Below are 16,028 nucleotides of genomic sequence, written 5' to 3' on the forward strand. Positions count from 1 at the left end.
ACGGCATGAGCGGATCCCGGCGCCTCGTGCGCACCTGGGAGGTCTTCCCCGGCTCGGGTTACTCGACCGCGTGGGTCGACCTCACCCAGGGCGCCTTGACCGCGCGCGGTCGCTCCGTCGGCCTGGACCCCGAGCCGTACTGGCTCACGTACACCCTTGAGACCTCCGATGACTACGTGACCTCGCGCCTCCACGTGACGGTGGAGACGGCGGCGTCCCCCCGCGAGCTGGACCTGCGCAGCGACCGCGGACGCTGGACCGTGGACGGTGCGCACCGCCCCGATCTCGACGGCGCGCTCGACTGCGACCTGGGCCTCTGCCCGCTGACCAACACCATGCCCGTGCTCCGCCACGGCCTGCACCGGCGGCCCGGAACCGGACCGCACCACTTCCTCATGGCCTGGGTCTCGGTCCCGGACCTCGCCGTCAGCCCGAACCGGCAGACGTACACGCCTCTCGCGCGCGCCGAACACGGCGCGCGCGTGCGCTACGAGTCCGGCGGCTTCCGCGCGGACATCGGCTTCGACGAGGACGGTCTGGTCCTGGACTACCCGTCCCTGGCGGCCCCGCTCACAGCATGACGTGCTTGGCCTGGGTGTAGTCCAGGAGGCCGGACAGGGAGAGGTCGCTGCCGTAGCCGGAGTGTTTGACTCCGCCGTGGGGCATCTCCGAGACCGTGGTGCCGTGGGTGTTCACCCAGACGATGCCGGTGTGCAGGGCGCGGGTGGCGCGCATCGCGCGGTCGTGGTCGGTGGTCCACACGCTCGCGGCCAGGCCGAAGCGCACCCCGTTGGCGAGGTGCAGGGCCTCGGCCTCGTCCGTGAAGGACTGGACGGTCACGACGGGTCCGAAGATCTCCTCCTGCACGATCTCGTCGTCCTGGCGGACGCCCGCGACCACGGTGGGCTCGTGGAAGAAGCCGGGGCGCGGGAGCCGGCCGCCGCCGGTGACGATTCCGGCGTGCGCTGGCAGACGGTCCAACAGCCCTCGTACAGAGGCCAGTTGGGCGGCGTTGTTGAGGGGGCCGAAGTCGGCGCCGGCCCGGAGCGCGGCCGCCTCGGCGGCGAAGGCCGCGAGGAACGTGTCGTGGATCCGGCGGTGGACCAGGAGCCGGGTGGGCGCGGTGCAGTCCTGGCCGGCGTTGTAGTAGGCGACCGCGGCGAGGGCGGCTGCGGTGGCCTGCACGTCCACGTCCTCGTGGACGACGACGGGGGCGTTGCCGCCGAGTTCCAGGTGGACCCGCTTGAGGCCGGCCGCGGCGGCCGCCGCGATCTCCTGTCCGGCCCGGACGCTGCCGGTGACGGCGATCAGGGCGACCGCCGGATGGGCGGTGAGGGCCCGGCCGGTGTCGCGGTCCCCGCAGACGACGTTGAGCACGCCCGGCGGCAGGTGGTCCGCGGCGATCCGGGCCAGGAGCACGGACGAGGAGGGGGTGGTGTCGGCGGGCTTGAGCACGGTGGTGTTTCCGGCGGCGATGGCCGGAGCGATCTTCCAAGCGGCCATCATCAGCGGGTAGTTCCAGGGGGTGATCTGGGCGCAGACCCCGACCGGTTCGCGGCGCAGCAGGGAGGTGCGGCCCTCGGTGTACTCGGCCGCGGCGGCGCCCGGGAGGTTCCGTGCGGCTCCGGCGAAGTAACGGAAGGCGTCGGCGATCCCGGGCAGCTCGTCGTCCCGGAACTGCCCGGCCGGCTTGCCGGTGTCCCCGGTCTCGGCGGCGGTGAAGGCCTCCGCGTGCGCCTCGATGGCGTCGGCGATGCCGAGGAGGGCGCGCTGGCGTACCGCCGGGGTGGTGGTGGACCAGTGTCCGTACGCGGCCGCCGCCGCGAAGCAGGCCGCGTCCGTGTCGGCGGGGCCCGAGCGCGGGGCGTGGCGGTGCACGCGGCCGGTGGCGGGGTCGGTGAGGGCCATGGTGGCGCCCGAGGCGGCGGGCCGGTCCACTCCCCCGATGTGGTTGTGCAGGGGCGCTGCGCCGGGGTCGTGCGGGGTGTCAGCCACGGCGCAGGGCCTCCTCGGCGGCGGCGCGTCCGGTGCGTACGGCGCCTTCCATGTAGCCGGCCACCCACTGGTCGGATCCGCAGACGTAGAAGGGGGGTTCGTGGGTGCCGTGCCGGGGGCCGACGGCCATGACGTCGCCGGGGGTCCACTGGGTGACGTACCCCTGGGTCCACGGATCGGTGCCCCACATGCGGATGAACGTGGCGAGCGGCCGGTGCGCCTCGTCGCCGTAGAGGCGTGCGATGTCGGCCAGCAGTTCGGTGGTGCGCAGGGGTGCGGGCGTGCCGAGGAGGACGCCGTAGCGTTCGGGCGGTACGAGGGCCGAGAGGATGCCTTCGCTCTGCGGCCAGGTGCTGCCGAGGATCCCTTCGCTTTCGGAGAGGCCGCTGAGGCCCCGGTCGCGCCAGAAGGGTCTGGCGTACGCGGCGGTGAATTTGGCCGCGAGGGCGTGGCGCTGGCGGTGCAGGGAGGCGAGCCGCTCGTCGGAGACCCCGGTGACGGCGACCGAGCGGAGCGGGCCGGCCGGAAGGGCGCTGACCACGGCGTCGGCCGTGAGGGTCTCACCGCCGGCGAGGCGTACGGAGCTGCGGCCGGGCCGCCGTATCGCGACCTGCTCGACGGGTGAGCCCGTACGGATCCGGCCGCCGAGGGCCTCGGCCATGCGCAGGGCCACGGTCGCCGAGCCCTCGGCGACGCGCAGGCCCTCCCAGGCCTCGTACTCGTAGTGGCCGGTGCCGGGTACGGCGGCGTGTTTGCGCAGGGCCGCGAGCAGGGAGGTCCGCTCGCAGGAGCCGTCGGCGAGGGCGAGTTGGCCGATCTCCCAGAGGCGTACGACGGCCGGGGTGGCGCCCTGGGCGCGGAGCCAGTCGCCGACGGACAGCCGGTCGAGGTGCGCGGCCTCGGGGTGGGACCAGGGGTCGGCCGGGTCGACGGTGGCGGCGAGCGCCGTGAAGGCGGCGGTGACCTTGGTGCGGCAGGCGTCGTCGCCGGGGCCGAACCAGTGGGGCGGGTCGGTGGCGGAGACTCCTTCGGGGGTGGCGCGGACGAGGGCGCCGGGCTCGGCGACGTAGCTGGGGATCAGGGTGAGGCCCAGTTCCGCGGCGAGGCCGGTGTAGGCGGTGTGGGCCCGGCCCACCACCTCCCCGCCGAGCTGGACCAGCCGGCCGTCGGGGAGGGTGGTCTGCTCGACGCGTCCGCCGACGCGGTCGCGGGCCTCGACGACGAGGACGTCGGCCCCGCCCGCGGCCAGGTCCCGCGCGGCGGCGAGACCTGCCAGTCCGGCGCCGAGCACGATGACGTCGTGGTTCATGGGTGTGCTTCCTTCGGTCGGTGACGGAGCCGAACGGCAGTGGGGGGCAGAGGGGCCGGGGGGTCCGGGGACCACCCGGCCCAGGGACCACCAAGGTCGAGTCAGTCGAGGACCAGGCAGTGTTCGGGGTTCCAGCCGATCTCGACCTGCTCGCCGCCGCTCCAGCGGTCCTCCATGCGGGAGCGGACGGTGTTCTGCTCCAGTACGGACACCGTGACCCCGGGGGCCAGTTCGATGAGGTAGGTCGTGGTCGGGCCGGAGTAGACGGTCTCCCGGACGACTCCGCTGACCTGGGCCATGCCCGGTTCGAAGCCGGAGAGCCAGATCTTCTCGGGGCGGATCGAGAGGCTGACCCGGCTGCCGTCGGGGACGCCGGACCGGGGGCCGACGGGCAGGGCGGGGCCCTGGTCGAGGAGGACGCGGCCGGAGCGGTAGGTCCCCGGTACCAGGTTGGAGGTTCCCATGAAGGAGGCGACGAAGCTGCTCGTGGGGCGCTCGTACACGTCCTCCGGCGTGCCGCACTGCTCGATGCGGCCCTCGTTCATGACCGCGAGGCGGTCCGACATGGTCAGGGCCTCGTCCTGGTCGTGGGTGACGAAGACGAAGGTGATGCCGACCTCCCGCTGGATCTGCTTGAGCTCGACCTGCATCCGGCGCCGCAGTTTCAGGTCGAGGGCGGCCAGCGGCTCGTCCAAGAGCAGGACTTGGGGCCGGTTCACCAGGGCGCGGGCCAGGGCGACGCGCTGGCGCTGGCCGCCGGAGAGCGTGGGCGGTTTGCGGCCGGCCAGTTCTCCGAGCTGTACGAGGTCCAGCATGTCGCCGACCCGTTGGCGGATCTCGGCGCGGGGCACGCCGCTGCGCTTGAGGCCGAAGGCCACGTTGTCGGCGAGCGAGAGGTGGTCGAAGAGGGCGTAGCTCTGGAAGACGGTGTTGACGTTGCGCTTGTTGGGCGGCAGACCCGTGACGTCCTCGCCGTCGAGCAGGACGCTGCCCTCCGAGGGGTCGATGAAGCCGCCGATCATGCGCAGCAGGGTGGTCTTCCCGCAGCCGGAGGGGCCGAGGAGGGAGAAGAACTCGCCCGGGGCGATGTCGAGGGTGACGTCGTGGACGGCGTAGGTGTCCGTGGTGCGGTACTGCTTGGCGACCCGGTCGAGGCGGACGGCGGGGTGCGCGTCCACGGCGTTCGGTTCCGCGGGCGGATCAGGGTTCGGGTGCTGCATGGGTGTCACTTCCCCGGAAGCAGATCGAGGCCGCCCCGGCGGCCGAAGAGGCGCGGGATGGCGAGGGCGAACGCGATGAGGGCGATGGAGCCGACGAGCATGAGGGTGCCGACGGCGTTGATGGTGGGCTGGACGCCGAACCTGATCGCCGAGTAGATGCGGACGGAGAGCGGTTGGGGGTCGACGCCGGTGGTGAAGTAGGCGAGGACGAAGTCGTCGAAGACCAGGGCGAAGATCAGTACCCCGGAGGCGAGGATGCCGGGGAGCAGCGCGGGCAGGGTCACCAGGCGCAGGGCCTGCCCGCGGGTGGCTCCGAGGTCCATCGCCGCCTCCTCGACCTCAGGGTTGAGGGCGGCGATGCGGGAGCGCAGGATGACCGTGACGTAGGAGATGGAGAAGGTGATCTCGGCCAGCATCACGGTGGTGGTGGACAGGGTGATGCCGAGGCCCTTGAAGAGCATCATCGCGGCGACGCCGGTGACGATCTCCGGGGTGATCAGCGGTACGAGCATGACCAGGCCGGCGAAGGACCCGAGGCGGCTCCGGCCCCGGACCAGTCCGAGGGCGAGGGCCACTCCGAGGACGAGCGAGACGGCCATCGCGACCAGGGACACCCGCAGGCTCATGCCGAGGGAGCCGATGAGCGCGTCGTCGCGGAGGAACGCGCGGTACCAGCGCAGGCTCACGCCGTCGAAGACGGTGAGGGACTTCTGCGCGTTGAAGGAGAACAGGACGACGACGCCGACGGGGAGGTAGAGCAGCGCGAAGAAGACCGCGGTGACGGCGATGGCGAACCGGGGCCGGCGGTCGGCTCCGCGGCGCCGCCTCCCGGGGCGGCGCGGCCGGGTGGCGGGCCGCTTCTCCGCCTCGCCGGCGGTCCGCGGGGCGGTGGCGCGTACGGTCGGCGCACCGCTCGGCGCGGAAGGTGCGGTACGGGGAACGGGGCGCGGGTTCATCGGACCGCCTCCGCCTCGTCCTTGCGGGTGCGCTTCAGGTAGCCGAGCATCCCGAGCAGCAGGACCGCCATGAGCAGGATGGTCAGGGCCGAGCCGAGCGGCCAGTTCTGGCCCTGGAAGAACTTGTCCTGGATCAGGTTGCCGATCATGATCTGGTCGGGGCCTCCCATGAGCTGTGCGCTGACGAAGTCGCCCATGGCGGGCAGGAAGACGAGGACGCAGCCGGCGGCCGCGCCCTGGCGGGTGGCGGGCACGGTGACGAAGAGGAAGGTCCTCAAGGGGCCGCCGTAGAGGTCGCGTCCGGCTTCGATGAGCGAGGTGTCCATGCGCTCCATGGCCGCGTACAGCGGAATGATCATGAAGACGACGAATCCGTAGACGAGTCCGGCGATGACCCCCGGGGCGGTCTGGAGGATCTTGCTGTCGCCGTCGGCGAGGCCGATCGCGCGCAGGGCCTTCAGCGCCGGCCCGTCGTCGGAGAGCACGACGGACCAGCCGTACATCCGTACCAGGTAGTTGGCGAAGAACGGGACGACGATCGCGGCGATCAGCAGGTTCTTGAAGCGGCCGCCGCGCAGGGCGATGGCGTAGGCGACGGGGTAGCCCACGGCCAGGCAGATGAGGCAGGTGATCAGCGCGTAGCCCAGCGAGCGCAGCAGGACGGTGCGGTAGGCCGGATCGGCGAGCGCGGCGAAGTTCTCGAAGTTGAGCCCGAAGCGCGGATTGCCGAGCGGGTCGGTGGTGCCGAAGGCGAGGGTGGCCACCAGGAGCAGGGAGGCGAGGAGGAAGCCGGTCATCCACAGGGTGCCGGGGAGCATGAACCAGGTCCACAGCCTCCCCTCCGACGCGGCCCGGCCCCTGCGGGGCGGACGGTCCGGGCCGGATCGGTCCTGCGGATCCCGGGGATCAGGTCGTGCCATGTCAGCCGGCCTTCACATCGGTCCAGGCGGCGTCGCGGAGCTGCTCGCCCTTGGCCGTGCCGTTGCGGAAGTAGAGGTCGTTCTTGAGGTCGGCCGCCGTCACCTGGCACTGGGGGAAGGGCTCCACGAGCGCGGCGTACGTGTCCTCGCTGCCGCGGACCGGCATGGGGTAGCCGATGTACTCGATGTTCCTCTTCACGTTTTCCGGGCGGAGCATGTAGTCGATGAAGAGCATCGCGGTCCCGGGGTGCTGCGCGTTGACGGGTATCGCGTAACAGTCGGAGTTGAGGGGAGCGCCCTCGCGGGCGACTTCGAAGCCGAAGACGGACGGGTCCTCCGCCTGGGCGAGCATGGCGGCCATGTCCCCGCTCCACGCCTGGGTCATATCGGCGTTGCCGTTGAGCAGGTTGTTGTAACTGTCGCTGGAGAAGCCGCGCAGGCGGGGGCGGAGCGAGCGCAGGGTGTCGGTGACGCGCGAGAGATCGCCCTGGTCGTCGGTGGTGAGGCCGAGGCCGAGCTTGAGCGCGCCCAGGCCGAGCACCTCGTCGCGGTCGTCGAGTACGAAGACCTTGCCCTTGGCCTGCTCGTTCCACAGGTCGTCCCAGGAACCGGTCAGTTCGCCGAGCCGGTCGCGGCGCCAGCCGATGCCGGTCTTGTACATGGTGAAGGGCACGGTGTGCCGGGAGCGGGGGTCGTACCAGGGGTCGGCGAAGTAGTCGTAGCCGCCGAACACGGCCTCGGCGTTCTTCAGCCGGGTGTGGTCGATCGTGCGCAGCCTGCCCCCGGCGGCGAGGCGCTGGGACCACTTCGCCGTGGGGAAGATGATGTCGTACTGGTTCCCGGAGTTGAGCTTGGCGGCCATGCCTTCCATCGAGTCGAAGTTCGACTGGACGACCTTGACGCCGTACTCCTTCTCGAAGCCTTGGAAGACGGCCGGGTCGACGAAGTCGGCCCAGTTGAAGTAGACGAGGTCGCCGTCGACCTTGACGTCGATCGGCGCCTCCTCGGCCGCTGTGCCGGCCGGATCGTCACCGGACGCGAATCCGCAGCCGGCTGCCGCGAGGCCGAGGGCGGCGGCGGTGCCGGCGCGGAGGAGGGAGCGTCTGGACAGGGGGTGTGCCTCGGGGGACATGCGGGGTCCTCTCCGTAGGGGGCCGTGGGGGGACGGCGGTTGGGACGACGTGCGGGGGGCGGCGTAGCGGGCGTGACGTGGAGGGCGCAGGGCGAACGAAGGGTGTCTCAGGGGTGGTTCAGCGCTCGGCGCCGGCCGCGTCGGCCGCGTCGGGATCGGCGCCGGCGTCCAGGTCCGCCCGGATGCGGCCGGCGAACCAGGCGACCGCCGACTCGCGGCGGGACAGCGGGCCGGGTTCGAAGCCGGGGGTGGAGAGCCCCTTCTGTACGCGGGCGACCAGCTCGACGTCCTCGTCGTTGGTGATCCAGCCGATGTGGATGTTCAGGCGCCGGGCGAGGCGGGTGCGCAGGCCCGTACCGCGCCGGGTGTAGAACGCGCCGGGGACGGCGACCCGGTCCACGGCCGTCGGGATCGCGGTCCAGGCCAGGACGTGGTCGGGGTAGAAGTCGATGAGGGTGTTCGGGTAGATGACCGCGTACCGCCAGATCCGCCGGTCGGCTTCGGTGAGGCCGGGCATGGGGGCGGCGATGCGCTGGTAGAGGCGTTCGGCCCAGTTCGAGGACGGCTTGTCCCGCAGGGGCGAGGCGAAGAGTGCGTAGGACTCCTCGATCTCGCAGGTGTAGGCCTGGTAGTCGAGCAACCGCATCAGGCCGGGGTGGGCCACCGGCACGTGGTAGCCCTCCAGGTAGTTGTCGACCGTCACCTTCCAGTTGGCCTCCTGGACCTCGGCTCCGGCCAGGTCGTGGATCCGGGCGCGGCCGACCGGCACCAGGCCGGCCCCGGCGTAGTGACCGACGGCCTCGGCGAGCCCGGCGCACTGCTGCGCCAGGGGCACGGCATCGAGGTCGAGGTTGACGAAGACGAAGCCGAGGAAGGATTCGACGCGGGCCGGGAGCAGGCCGAGCGCGGGCTTGTCGAGGCAGGGGATCTGCCGCGCCTCCGGGGCTCCGACCAGGCTTCCGTCGAGGCGGTAGGTCCAGCCGTGGTAGGGGCAGCGGATCGCTTTCCCCTCCGGTTCGGGGGCCGTGACCAGGCGCGTTCCGCGGTGGCGGCACACGTTGAGGTGGGCGGCGAGGGCGCCGTCCTCGGTGCGGACCACGAGTACCTCGCGGCCCGCGACGGTGGCGGCGAGCCGGGCGCCCGGGTTCGGCAGGTCGGACTCGTGGCAGACGAGCTGCCAGGCCTTGGCGAAGACCTGGCGGACCTCCTCGGCGGCCGTGTCGGGATCGGTGTAGTAGCGGGCCGACAGGGCGGGCCCGGGGACATCGGGGACCGGCGGGGCGGCGGGGACCGGCTGATCGGTGGGGACCGGCTGGTCGGTGGGGACCGGCTGATCGGTGGGGGGCTTCTCGGGGGCTCTGGAGTGCATCGGGTGACTCCTCCGTACCGGCGGTGCGGCGGTCGGTCTCGGCGGTGGACATCGAGACGACACGGCGGTGGGCAGCGGGCCGGGGCGGACGCCGAGGCCTTGCTGACCGATTGGACAGCCAGATTGCTGGCTGATTTCCGCCGGGTCAAGACTTGTACGCTGACCGATCGGTCAGCTAGCGTAATTCTCGTCGCTGCACCGGAGTTCATCCACTTCTGGGCCCTTTGTCTGGCCGGACGCAGCCCCGCCGCCCTGGCACCCGCCCGGGCCGGCACCCCCTCCTCCATCCCTTCTTGCCGCACGCCGTCGGCGTCCCCCGCGGTGAGCCCGGGGCATCTCCTCCCCGCCCCGGGCTCCCCGTCACCGGCCCGGCGGCCCACGGCACCCCCATCCCTCCCGGAGGCACGCATGAGCGGTCGTCGCCGTCTGGACTGGCTCGGGCTCACCCCCGAACCGGAGCGGGAACTGCCCGCTGCGGTCGCCGCCCTCCGCGCCTCCTCGCGCCATCCCCCTACGAAGCCCACGGGGCCCAGGGAGCCCCCCGGCCCCGCCCGTCCCCTGAATCCCGAACCGCCGGCAGAGCTGGTGGCCTCCGAGCGGCGCCGCCTGGAGCGCCTGATCCTGCGGGGCAGCCGGCGCGGCTGGCTGCGCTACCTGGCCGAGGTCACCACCCTGGTGACCGCCGTTGCCGACGGTGCCGACGGCCCCGGGCAGGGCGACCGCCCGGCCGCCCTCCTCGCCGGCGAGGTGGTCCTCGACCACCACCGGATGCTGATCGGCCTCCCGGGAACGGGCTACGCCACCGCCGCCGGGGACCGCGCCGCACTTGAGCGCGCCGTACGGACCCTGCGCACCAACTCCCCGACAGGAAGCAGCCGATGACCACGATCCGATTCCCGACGGGGCGGCCGACGGGCTCCGTGCTCGGGGCCGCACCGGACACGGCGGAGGACGCGGAGGCGTACCTCGCCACCGGCGGCTACGCCGACGCCACCGGCCCGGACGAGCTGCTGCGCCACCTCGCCGCATCCGGTCTGCGCGGGCGCGGCGGGGCCGGCTTCCCGGCCGCCGTCAAGCTCCGTGCCGTCCGCGAGCACGGCGGGGTCCCGGTGGTGGTGGCGAACGGCGAGGAGGGCGAGCCCGGTTCGGTCAAGGACCGCTGGCTGCTGCGGGCCAGACCCCACCTGGTCCTCGACGGCCTCGCCCGCGCCGCAGCCATCACCGGGGCCACCCGCGGCTACGTCTACGTCTCGGACCCGGTGGCCGCAGCCCGCGTCCGCCGGGCCCTCGCCGAACGGGAGCCGTGGCTGCCCGTGGAGGTCGTCGAGACCGCCCACACCTACGTCGCCGGGGAGGAGAGCGCGGTCGTCCGCCGGATCGACGGCGGGCCCGCCCTGCCGACCGCCAAACCGCCCCGCCCCTTCGAGCGCGGTGTCGGCGGCGCGCCGACCCTGGTGTCCAACGTCGAGACGCTCGCCCGCATCGCCCTCACCGCCACCCGCCCCGGCCTGCGGCAGGCGATCGCCCGCTCCACCCTGGTGACCCTGTCCGGCGGGAGCGCGGTCCCCCTCCTGGCCGAAGTCGCCTACGGAGCCCCCCTGCGCACGCTGGCCGCCTCGCTCGGCGTCCCGGACCCGGCCGGGGCCCTGATGGGCGGACTGTTCGGCGGACTCGTCCACGCCCGCGCCCTGGACCTCCCCCTCGAACCGGGCGCGCTCGCCGCCGCGGGCACCGGGCTGGGCTGCGGAGCGATCCGCTTCCTCGCCGCCGGAGCCTGCCCCGTGAGCACCGCCGCCGACGCCGTCGGCCACCTCGCGGCGGAGAGCGCACGGCAGTGCGGGGTCTGCGTCTCGGGCACCGCGGCGGTCCGCGACGCCGTGTACGCCCTCGCCGCGGGCACCGCCGCGCCCGACATCCCCGCCCGGTTGGAGCGGTGGTCGCTGGGGCTGCGCGGGCGCGGCGCGTGCGGCCTGCTCGACGCTGCCGCCGGCCTCGCCGGCAGCCTGCTGACCGCCTTCCCCGGACCCGTCCGGTCCCACCTGCGGGGGTCCTGTCCGAGCTGCGCCGCCGCCCTGCCCGGGCGTGGCCACGGGGGCCGCCTCGCCGTGGCCGTACCGGAGGTCGCCGGGGCGGCCTTGGACGCCGCGGACGCCGTGACCGTACCCCGCTCGCCCGTGCTGAAAGGAACACCGTGAAACTCCTGCTGGACTCCACCCGCTGCCAGGGCTACGGACTGTGCCAGGAACACGCACCCCACCTGGTCGAACTCGACGAGTGGGGCTACGCGAAGGTCATCGCCGTCGCCGTCCCGCCCGGTGGCGAGGAAGCGGCGCGCGCCTGCGCCGAGAGCTGCCCCAATTCCGCGCTCCGAGTGGAGAAGTGACATGGGACGCGATCTGACCGCCCTCTTCGACCCGTGCTCGGTCGCCGTGGTCGGCGCCAGCGACGATCCGGCGAAGTACGGCCACGCGGTGGCCTCCCAGGCGCTCCGCGCCGATGGCCGGCGCCCGGTGCACCTGGTGAACCGGCGCGGCGGCACCGTACTCGGCAGACGGGCGGCCCCGTCCCTGGCCGCGATCGGCGAACCCGTCGAGCTGGTGGTGATCTCCGTCCCCGGCAGCGGCTTCGAGGCCGCCGTGGAAGACGCCCTGGCCTGCGGGGCGAAGGCGATCGTCGGCATCACCGCCGGCTTCGCCGAGGCCGGACCGGAGGGAGCGGCCCGCCAGCGCGCGGTCGTCGCCCGGGTCCGGGAGGCCGGAGCCGTGCTCGTCGGCCCCAACTGCCTGGGCATCGCCGACAACACGACCGAGCTGTACCTCGCCTCGGACCGTTTCGCGCCCGGCGGCACCGCCCTGCTGAGCCAGAGCGGCAACCTCGCCCTCGAACTCCAGCTGCGCGGCGCTCCGCACGGCCTGGGCTTCTCCCGGTTCGTCTCCCTCGGCAACCAGGCCGACGTCACCCTCGTCGACCTCGTCGAGGACTGCGCCCGGCACGAGGCCACCACGGCGATCGCCGTGTACGCCGAGGACTTCGGCGACGGCAGGGCCTTCGCCGCGGCCGCCGCCGCGGCGGGCAAGCCGGTGGTCCTGCTCACCGCCGGGCGCGGCTCCGCCTCCGCCCGCAGCGCACAGTCGCACACCGGGGCGCTCACCACCTCGGCCGACGTCGTGGCCGCCGCCTGCCGCGACGCGGGGGTGGAACTCGTACGCACTCCACGGGAGATGACCGTCGTACTGGCAGCCGTGAGCAGCCGGCCCGGACCTCTTGGGGGAGGCCGCCGGACCGCGGTCTTCACCGACGGCGGCGGCCACGGGGCGATCGCGGCCGACGCCGCCGAGGACGCCGGGCTCGACGTGCCGGAGCTCGCCGAGGCGACCCAGGCAGGGCTGCGGACCGTGCTGTGGCCGCAGTCCGCGGTCGGCAATCCGGTCGACCTGGCGGGGATGGGCGAGCAGCAGCCCCTCTCGTACGCCGACGCGGTCGGGCACCTGCTCGCCGCCGAGGAGGTCGACGCGGTCCTGATGACGGGCTACTTCGGCGGGTACGCCGCGTCCGAGGGCGGCCTGGGCGGCGGCCAGGCGACCGGCTCCGTGCTCGCGGAGGGCGAGACCCGGGCCGCCGAGAAGATCGTCACCCACCTCGCGGAGTCGCCCAAACCCCTGGTCGTGCAGTCGATGTATCCCGGGTCGCCGAGCTGCCGGGTGCTGGCCGGGGCCGGGATACCGGTGTTCGCCGCCACCGAGGACGCCGCCCGCGCGCTGTCGGCGATGACCGGCCGGGCGGCGGGCTCCGCATCGCGACTGGCCGCGCTGCCCGCACTCCCCGCCGCCGCCGCGCCGCTGCGGGATCCGGGGTACCACGCGGTGCGCGGGCTGCTCGGCGCCGCCGGTGTGCCCTTCCCGGCCGCGCGGGAGGTCACCGACGAGGCCGGAGTGCTGGCCGCGGCCGCGGAGTTCGAGGGTCCGTACGTACTGAAGGCCCTGCACCTCCTGCACAAGTCCGACGCGGGTGGCGTGGCGCTGCGCCTGGCCGGCCGGGAGGAACTCCTCGCCGCCTACCGGGACATGCGCGCCCGGCTCGGCGCCGGCGCGTACTCGGTCGAGGCGATGGCGGACCTCTCGGACGGGGTCGAACTGATCGTGGGCGTGAACCGCGACCCCCGCTTCGGACCGGTGGCCATGGTCGGGCTCGGCGGGGTCCTCACCGAGACCCTGCGCGACGTGGCCTTCGCGCTGGCGCCCGTACCGGCGCGGCGGGCCGAGGAGTTGCTGCGGGGGCTGCGGAGCGCCGCCCTGCTCGCGGGTGTCCGCGGCCGGCCCGCCCTCGACGTGGCCGCCGCAGCCGCCGTGATCGAACGCATCACGACGGTGGCCGCCGCGCATCCCGAGATCGCCGAGCTGGAGGTCAACCCGCTCCTGGTCCGCCCGGACGGCGCCCTGGCACTGGACGCGCGGGCCGTCCTGGGCTGAGCCCGGTACGCCCCTTCCAATCCTCAACTCACCTGCTACTTACGACCCTTAGGCACCGGAGCACGCCATGGACTTCCGCTACACGCCCGAGCAGGCCGATCTCAAGGCCCGCGCCGCCGCCTACGCACGACTCCTGATGGGGTACGAAGACCAGTCCGAGGAAGCGGGCGGCCCGCTGCCCGCCGAGACGGTCCGCGAACTGACCCGCGCCGCCATGGACGCCGGGGTCTACGCGATCAACATGCCCGCCGCCTGGGGCGGGGCCGGCCTGTCCCTGCTGGACCAGGTCATCGTCGAGGAGGAGTTCGGCAAGGTCACCAACTGCCTCTGGGACATCCCCTGGCGGCCCGCGAACGTCCTCGCCCACGGCACCGAGGCGCAGCGCGAGAAGTACCTCCTGCCCGTGATCCGGGGCGAGCGCTTCGATGCGTTCGCGGTCACCGAACCCGGTGCGGGCTCGGACCCCGGCTCGTGCACGAGCACGGCGACACGCACCGAGGGCGGCTGGCTGCTCAACGGTGAGAAGTGGTTCGTGACCTGCGGTGACATCGCCGACTTCCTGCTGGTGCAGGCCGATGCGGGCCCGGAGCGGGCCGCGACCCTGTTCTTCGTGGACAAGGGGGCCGCGGGCGTCGAGATGACGCGGGTCCCCCGGTTCATGCACTCGGCGGTGAACGGGCACCCCGAGTTCACCTTCACCGATGTCTTCGTCGCCGACGAGGACGTGCTCGGCGGGGTCGGCAACGGCTACGAGCTGACGAAGGAGTGGTTCACGGACGAGCGCCTGATGATCGCCGCCCGGACCGTCGGAGCGGCGGAGCGCGCCCTGGAACTCGCCCGCGACTGGGCCGTCGGCCGCCGCCAGTTCGGCTCCCCCATCGCCGACTTCCAGCTGATCCAGGGCATGCTCGCCGACTGCGCCGTCGACATCGCCGTCAACCGCGCCTACACCCACCAGGTCGCCTGGGAGGCCGACCAGCCGCACACCGACCCCAAGACCCTGCACGCCAAGGCCTCGACGGCGAAGCTCGCCGCGAGCGAGGCCGCGGGACGGGTCATCGACCGGTGCGTCCAGATCTTCGGGGGCCGCGGCTACGACCGCTCGTACCCCGTCGAGCGGATGTACCGGGAACTGCGCGTCGACCGGATCTGGGAGGGCACCTCCGAGATCCAGCGCCTGATCATCGCCAACGAGCTCGTCAAGCGGGGTACGGGGGCGCTCGCGCTGCCCGGCCGCTCCTAACGGGCCCCGCGCCACCGCCTGCCACCGCCTGCCACCCCGCAACCACGATCACGATCTCAAGGACGAGGACGAACAGACCATGGACTTCCGCCTCACCGCCCGTCAGGAAGAGCTCCGCGACTCGGCGCGCGCCCTCACCGGGTTCATCATGAAGTACGAGCTCGACTGCGAGGAGAACAACGGACTGCCCCCGCAGGCCCACACCGAGATCCGCGACGCCGTCCTCGACAGCGGCCTCCAGGCCGTCAACATGCCCGCGGAGTGGGGCGGCGCCGGGCTGAGCATCCTGGAGCAGGTCACCGTGCAGGCCGAACTCGGCCGGCTCACCGGCGCCCTGTGGGACATGGTGTGGCGTCCGGCCAACGCCCTGTCCTTCTGCACGCCGGAGCAGCGCGAGCGGTACCTCGTCCCGGTGATCCGGGGACAGCGCCGCGACTGCTACGCGGTGAGCGAGCCCGAGGCGGGCTCCGACCCGCAGAGCCTGCGGACCACGGCGACGCGTACGCAGGACGGCGGCTGGGTGCTGAACGGCGAGAAGTGGTTCGTCACCGTCGGCGACCACGCGGACTTCATGATCGTGCTCGCGGCCGCCGGGGAGGAGCGGGCACCGACCCTGTTCCTCGTCGACAAGGACACCCCGGGCATCGAGATGACCCGGGTGCCCCGCTGGATGCACACCTTCGTCTACGAGCACCCCGAGTTCACCTTCACCGAGGTCCGTCTGCCCGCGGACGCGGTGCTCGGGGAGGTCGGCTCCGGCTACGACATCACCCGCTCCTGGTTCACCGAGGAACGGCTGATGATCGCCGCGCGCACGATCGGAGCGGCCGAGCGCGCCCTGGAACTCGCCCGCGACTGGGCCGTCGAACGCCGCCAGTTCGGCTCCCCCATCGCCGACTTCCAGCTGATCCAGGGCATGCTCGCCGACTGCGCCGTCGACATCGCCGTCAACCGCGCCTACACCCACCAGGTCGCCTGGGAGGTCGACGAAGGCGTCCTCGACCGCAAGACGCTGCACGCGAAGGCCGCCATCGCCAAGCTGTCGGCGAGCGAGGCGTCCGGCCGGGTCATCGACCGCTGCCTGCAGATCTTCGGTGGCCGCGGCTACGACCGCTCGTACCCCGTCGAGCGGCTCTACCGCGAACTGCGCGTGGACCGCATCTGGGAGGGCACCTCCGAGATCCAGCGCCTCATCGTCGCGGGCGAACTCGTCAAGCGCGGCACCGGTGTGCTGCGGATGCCGTCCTCGGTGTGACCCGGAGCGGCGGTCCGGGCCACGCCCGCGGGCCACTGCCCGGACCGCCGCCGCGTCCGCCCGTACGCGAAGCCCCGTACGAGAAGCCCTGTACGCGAAGCCCCGTACGCGAACCGCTCGTACGAGAACCGTCCGTACGAGAACCGTCCGAGTCCGAAGA

Annotated in this window: 14 protein-coding genes; 7 read left to right on the forward strand and 7 right to left on the reverse strand. The window is 73.1% G+C overall.

The window, feature by feature from the left end:
* Nucleotides 1-5: 5 nt before the first annotated feature.
* Nucleotides 6-581 carry a putative glycolipid-binding domain-containing protein gene (locus tag OHA37_RS03655; RefSeq protein WP_266902382.1) on the forward strand — a complete coding sequence of 192 codons (576 nt, stop codon included), beginning with the start codon at nt 6-8 and terminating at the stop codon, nt 579-581.
* Here OHA37_RS03655 and OHA37_RS03660 read toward each other — a convergent pair.
* The 7 genes from OHA37_RS03660 to OHA37_RS03690 form a co-directional block, all read right to left on the reverse strand.
* Nucleotides 571-1,908: an aldehyde dehydrogenase family protein gene (locus tag OHA37_RS03660; protein WP_266912485.1), complete on the reverse strand. Its 1,338-nt coding sequence runs from the start codon at nt 1,906-1,908 to the stop codon at nt 571-573. The genes OHA37_RS03655 and OHA37_RS03660 overlap by 11 nt on opposite strands.
* Before the next feature lie 79 nt (nt 1,909-1,987).
* On the reverse strand, nt 1,988-3,304 hold the full coding sequence (locus tag OHA37_RS03665; RefSeq protein ID WP_266902384.1) for a flavin monoamine oxidase family protein: 1,317 nt from the start codon (nt 3,302-3,304) through the stop codon (nt 1,988-1,990).
* Between the two features lie 101 nt (nt 3,305-3,405).
* Complete coding sequence (locus OHA37_RS03670) at nt 3,406-4,524, reverse strand: ABC transporter ATP-binding protein (protein WP_266902386.1); 1,119 nt, start codon at nt 4,522-4,524, stop codon at nt 3,406-3,408.
* A gap of 5 nt (nt 4,525-4,529) precedes the next feature.
* Nucleotides 4,530-5,480 (reverse strand): ABC transporter permease, encoded by a 951-nt coding sequence (locus tag OHA37_RS03675; RefSeq protein ID WP_266902388.1) that lies wholly within the window; start codon nt 5,478-5,480, stop codon nt 4,530-4,532.
* A complete protein-coding gene (locus OHA37_RS03680; protein WP_266902390.1) occupies nt 5,477-6,298 on the reverse strand; it encodes an ABC transporter permease in 822 nt (273 codons plus the stop codon). The genes OHA37_RS03675 and OHA37_RS03680 overlap by 4 nt, the downstream gene beginning before the upstream one ends.
* A gap of 103 nt (nt 6,299-6,401) precedes the next feature.
* Nucleotides 6,402-7,532 carry a polyamine ABC transporter substrate-binding protein gene (locus tag OHA37_RS03685; protein WP_266902392.1) on the reverse strand — a complete coding sequence of 377 codons (1,131 nt, stop codon included), beginning with the start codon at nt 7,530-7,532 and terminating at the stop codon, nt 6,402-6,404.
* Nucleotides 7,533-7,650: 118 nt separating this feature from the next.
* Entirely contained in the window at nt 7,651-8,901 is a 1,251-nt protein-coding gene (locus tag OHA37_RS03690) for an aromatic ring-hydroxylating oxygenase subunit alpha (protein ID WP_266902394.1), read from the reverse strand.
* A gap of 408 nt (nt 8,902-9,309) precedes the next feature.
* On the opposite strand from OHA37_RS03690, the gene OHA37_RS03695 reads away from it, so the two are divergent.
* The 6 genes from OHA37_RS03695 (at nt 9,310) to OHA37_RS03720 (ending at nt 15,868) form a co-directional block, all read left to right on the forward strand.
* Complete coding sequence (locus OHA37_RS03695; protein ID WP_266902396.1) at nt 9,310-9,783, forward strand: hypothetical protein; 474 nt, start codon at nt 9,310-9,312, stop codon at nt 9,781-9,783.
* Nucleotides 9,780-11,096 (forward strand): NADH-ubiquinone oxidoreductase-F iron-sulfur binding region domain-containing protein, encoded by a 1,317-nt coding sequence (locus tag OHA37_RS03700; protein ID WP_266902398.1) that lies wholly within the window; start codon nt 9,780-9,782, stop codon nt 11,094-11,096. The genes OHA37_RS03695 and OHA37_RS03700 overlap by 4 nt, the downstream gene beginning before the upstream one ends.
* Nucleotides 11,093-11,284, forward strand: a complete 192-nt coding sequence (locus tag OHA37_RS03705; RefSeq protein ID WP_266902400.1) for a ferredoxin — start codon at nt 11,093-11,095, stop codon at nt 11,282-11,284. Before OHA37_RS03700 ends, OHA37_RS03705 begins: the two co-directional genes overlap by 4 nt.
* Nucleotide 11,285: 1 nt before the next feature.
* Nucleotides 11,286-13,370: an acetate--CoA ligase family protein gene (locus OHA37_RS03710; protein WP_266902402.1), complete on the forward strand. Its 2,085-nt coding sequence runs from the start codon at nt 11,286-11,288 to the stop codon at nt 13,368-13,370.
* Between the two features lie 67 nt (nt 13,371-13,437).
* Nucleotides 13,438-14,613 carry an acyl-CoA dehydrogenase family protein gene (locus OHA37_RS03715; RefSeq protein WP_266902404.1) on the forward strand — a complete coding sequence of 392 codons (1,176 nt, stop codon included), beginning with the start codon at nt 13,438-13,440 and terminating at the stop codon, nt 14,611-14,613.
* Nucleotides 14,614-14,692: 79 nt separating this feature from the next.
* On the forward strand, nt 14,693-15,868 hold the full coding sequence (locus tag OHA37_RS03720; RefSeq protein WP_266902406.1) for an acyl-CoA dehydrogenase family protein: 1,176 nt from the start codon (nt 14,693-14,695) through the stop codon (nt 15,866-15,868).
* Nucleotides 15,869-16,028: the final 160 nt, after the last annotated feature.

This window comes from Streptomyces sp. NBC_00335 (assembly GCF_036127095.1).
GTDB lineage: Bacteria > Actinomycetota > Actinomycetes > Streptomycetales > Streptomycetaceae > Streptomyces.

Excerpts from the sequence above, each read along its gene's own strand:
- OHA37_RS03655 (WP_266902382.1), top strand. The coding sequence starts at position 6 with ATGAGCGGATCCCGGCGCCTCGTGCGCACCTGGGAGGTCTTCCCCGGC.
- OHA37_RS03660 (WP_266912485.1), bottom strand. The coding sequence starts at position 1,908 with ATGGCCCTCACCGACCCCGCCACCGGCCGCGTGCACCGCCACGCCCCG.
- OHA37_RS03665 (WP_266902384.1), bottom strand. The coding sequence starts at position 3,304 with ATGAACCACGACGTCATCGTGCTCGGCGCCGGACTGGCAGGTCTCGCC.
- OHA37_RS03670 (WP_266902386.1), bottom strand. The coding sequence starts at position 4,524 with ATGCAGCACCCGAACCCTGATCCGCCCGCGGAACCGAACGCCGTGGAC.
- OHA37_RS03675 (WP_266902388.1), bottom strand. The coding sequence starts at position 5,480 with ATGAACCCGCGCCCCGTTCCCCGTACCGCACCTTCCGCGCCGAGCGGT.
- OHA37_RS03680 (WP_266902390.1), bottom strand. The coding sequence starts at position 6,298 with ATGCTCCCCGGCACCCTGTGGATGACCGGCTTCCTCCTCGCCTCCCTG.
- OHA37_RS03685 (WP_266902392.1), bottom strand. The coding sequence starts at position 7,532 with ATGTCCCCCGAGGCACACCCCCTGTCCAGACGCTCCCTCCTCCGCGCC.
- OHA37_RS03690 (WP_266902394.1), bottom strand. The coding sequence starts at position 8,901 with ATGCACTCCAGAGCCCCCGAGAAGCCCCCCACCGATCAGCCGGTCCCC.
- OHA37_RS03695 (WP_266902396.1), top strand. The coding sequence starts at position 9,310 with ATGAGCGGTCGTCGCCGTCTGGACTGGCTCGGGCTCACCCCCGAACCG.
- OHA37_RS03700 (WP_266902398.1), top strand. The coding sequence starts at position 9,780 with ATGACCACGATCCGATTCCCGACGGGGCGGCCGACGGGCTCCGTGCTC.
- OHA37_RS03710 (WP_266902402.1), top strand. The coding sequence starts at position 11,286 with ATGGGACGCGATCTGACCGCCCTCTTCGACCCGTGCTCGGTCGCCGTG.
- OHA37_RS03715 (WP_266902404.1), top strand. The coding sequence starts at position 13,438 with ATGGACTTCCGCTACACGCCCGAGCAGGCCGATCTCAAGGCCCGCGCC.
- OHA37_RS03720 (WP_266902406.1), top strand. The coding sequence starts at position 14,693 with ATGGACTTCCGCCTCACCGCCCGTCAGGAAGAGCTCCGCGACTCGGCG.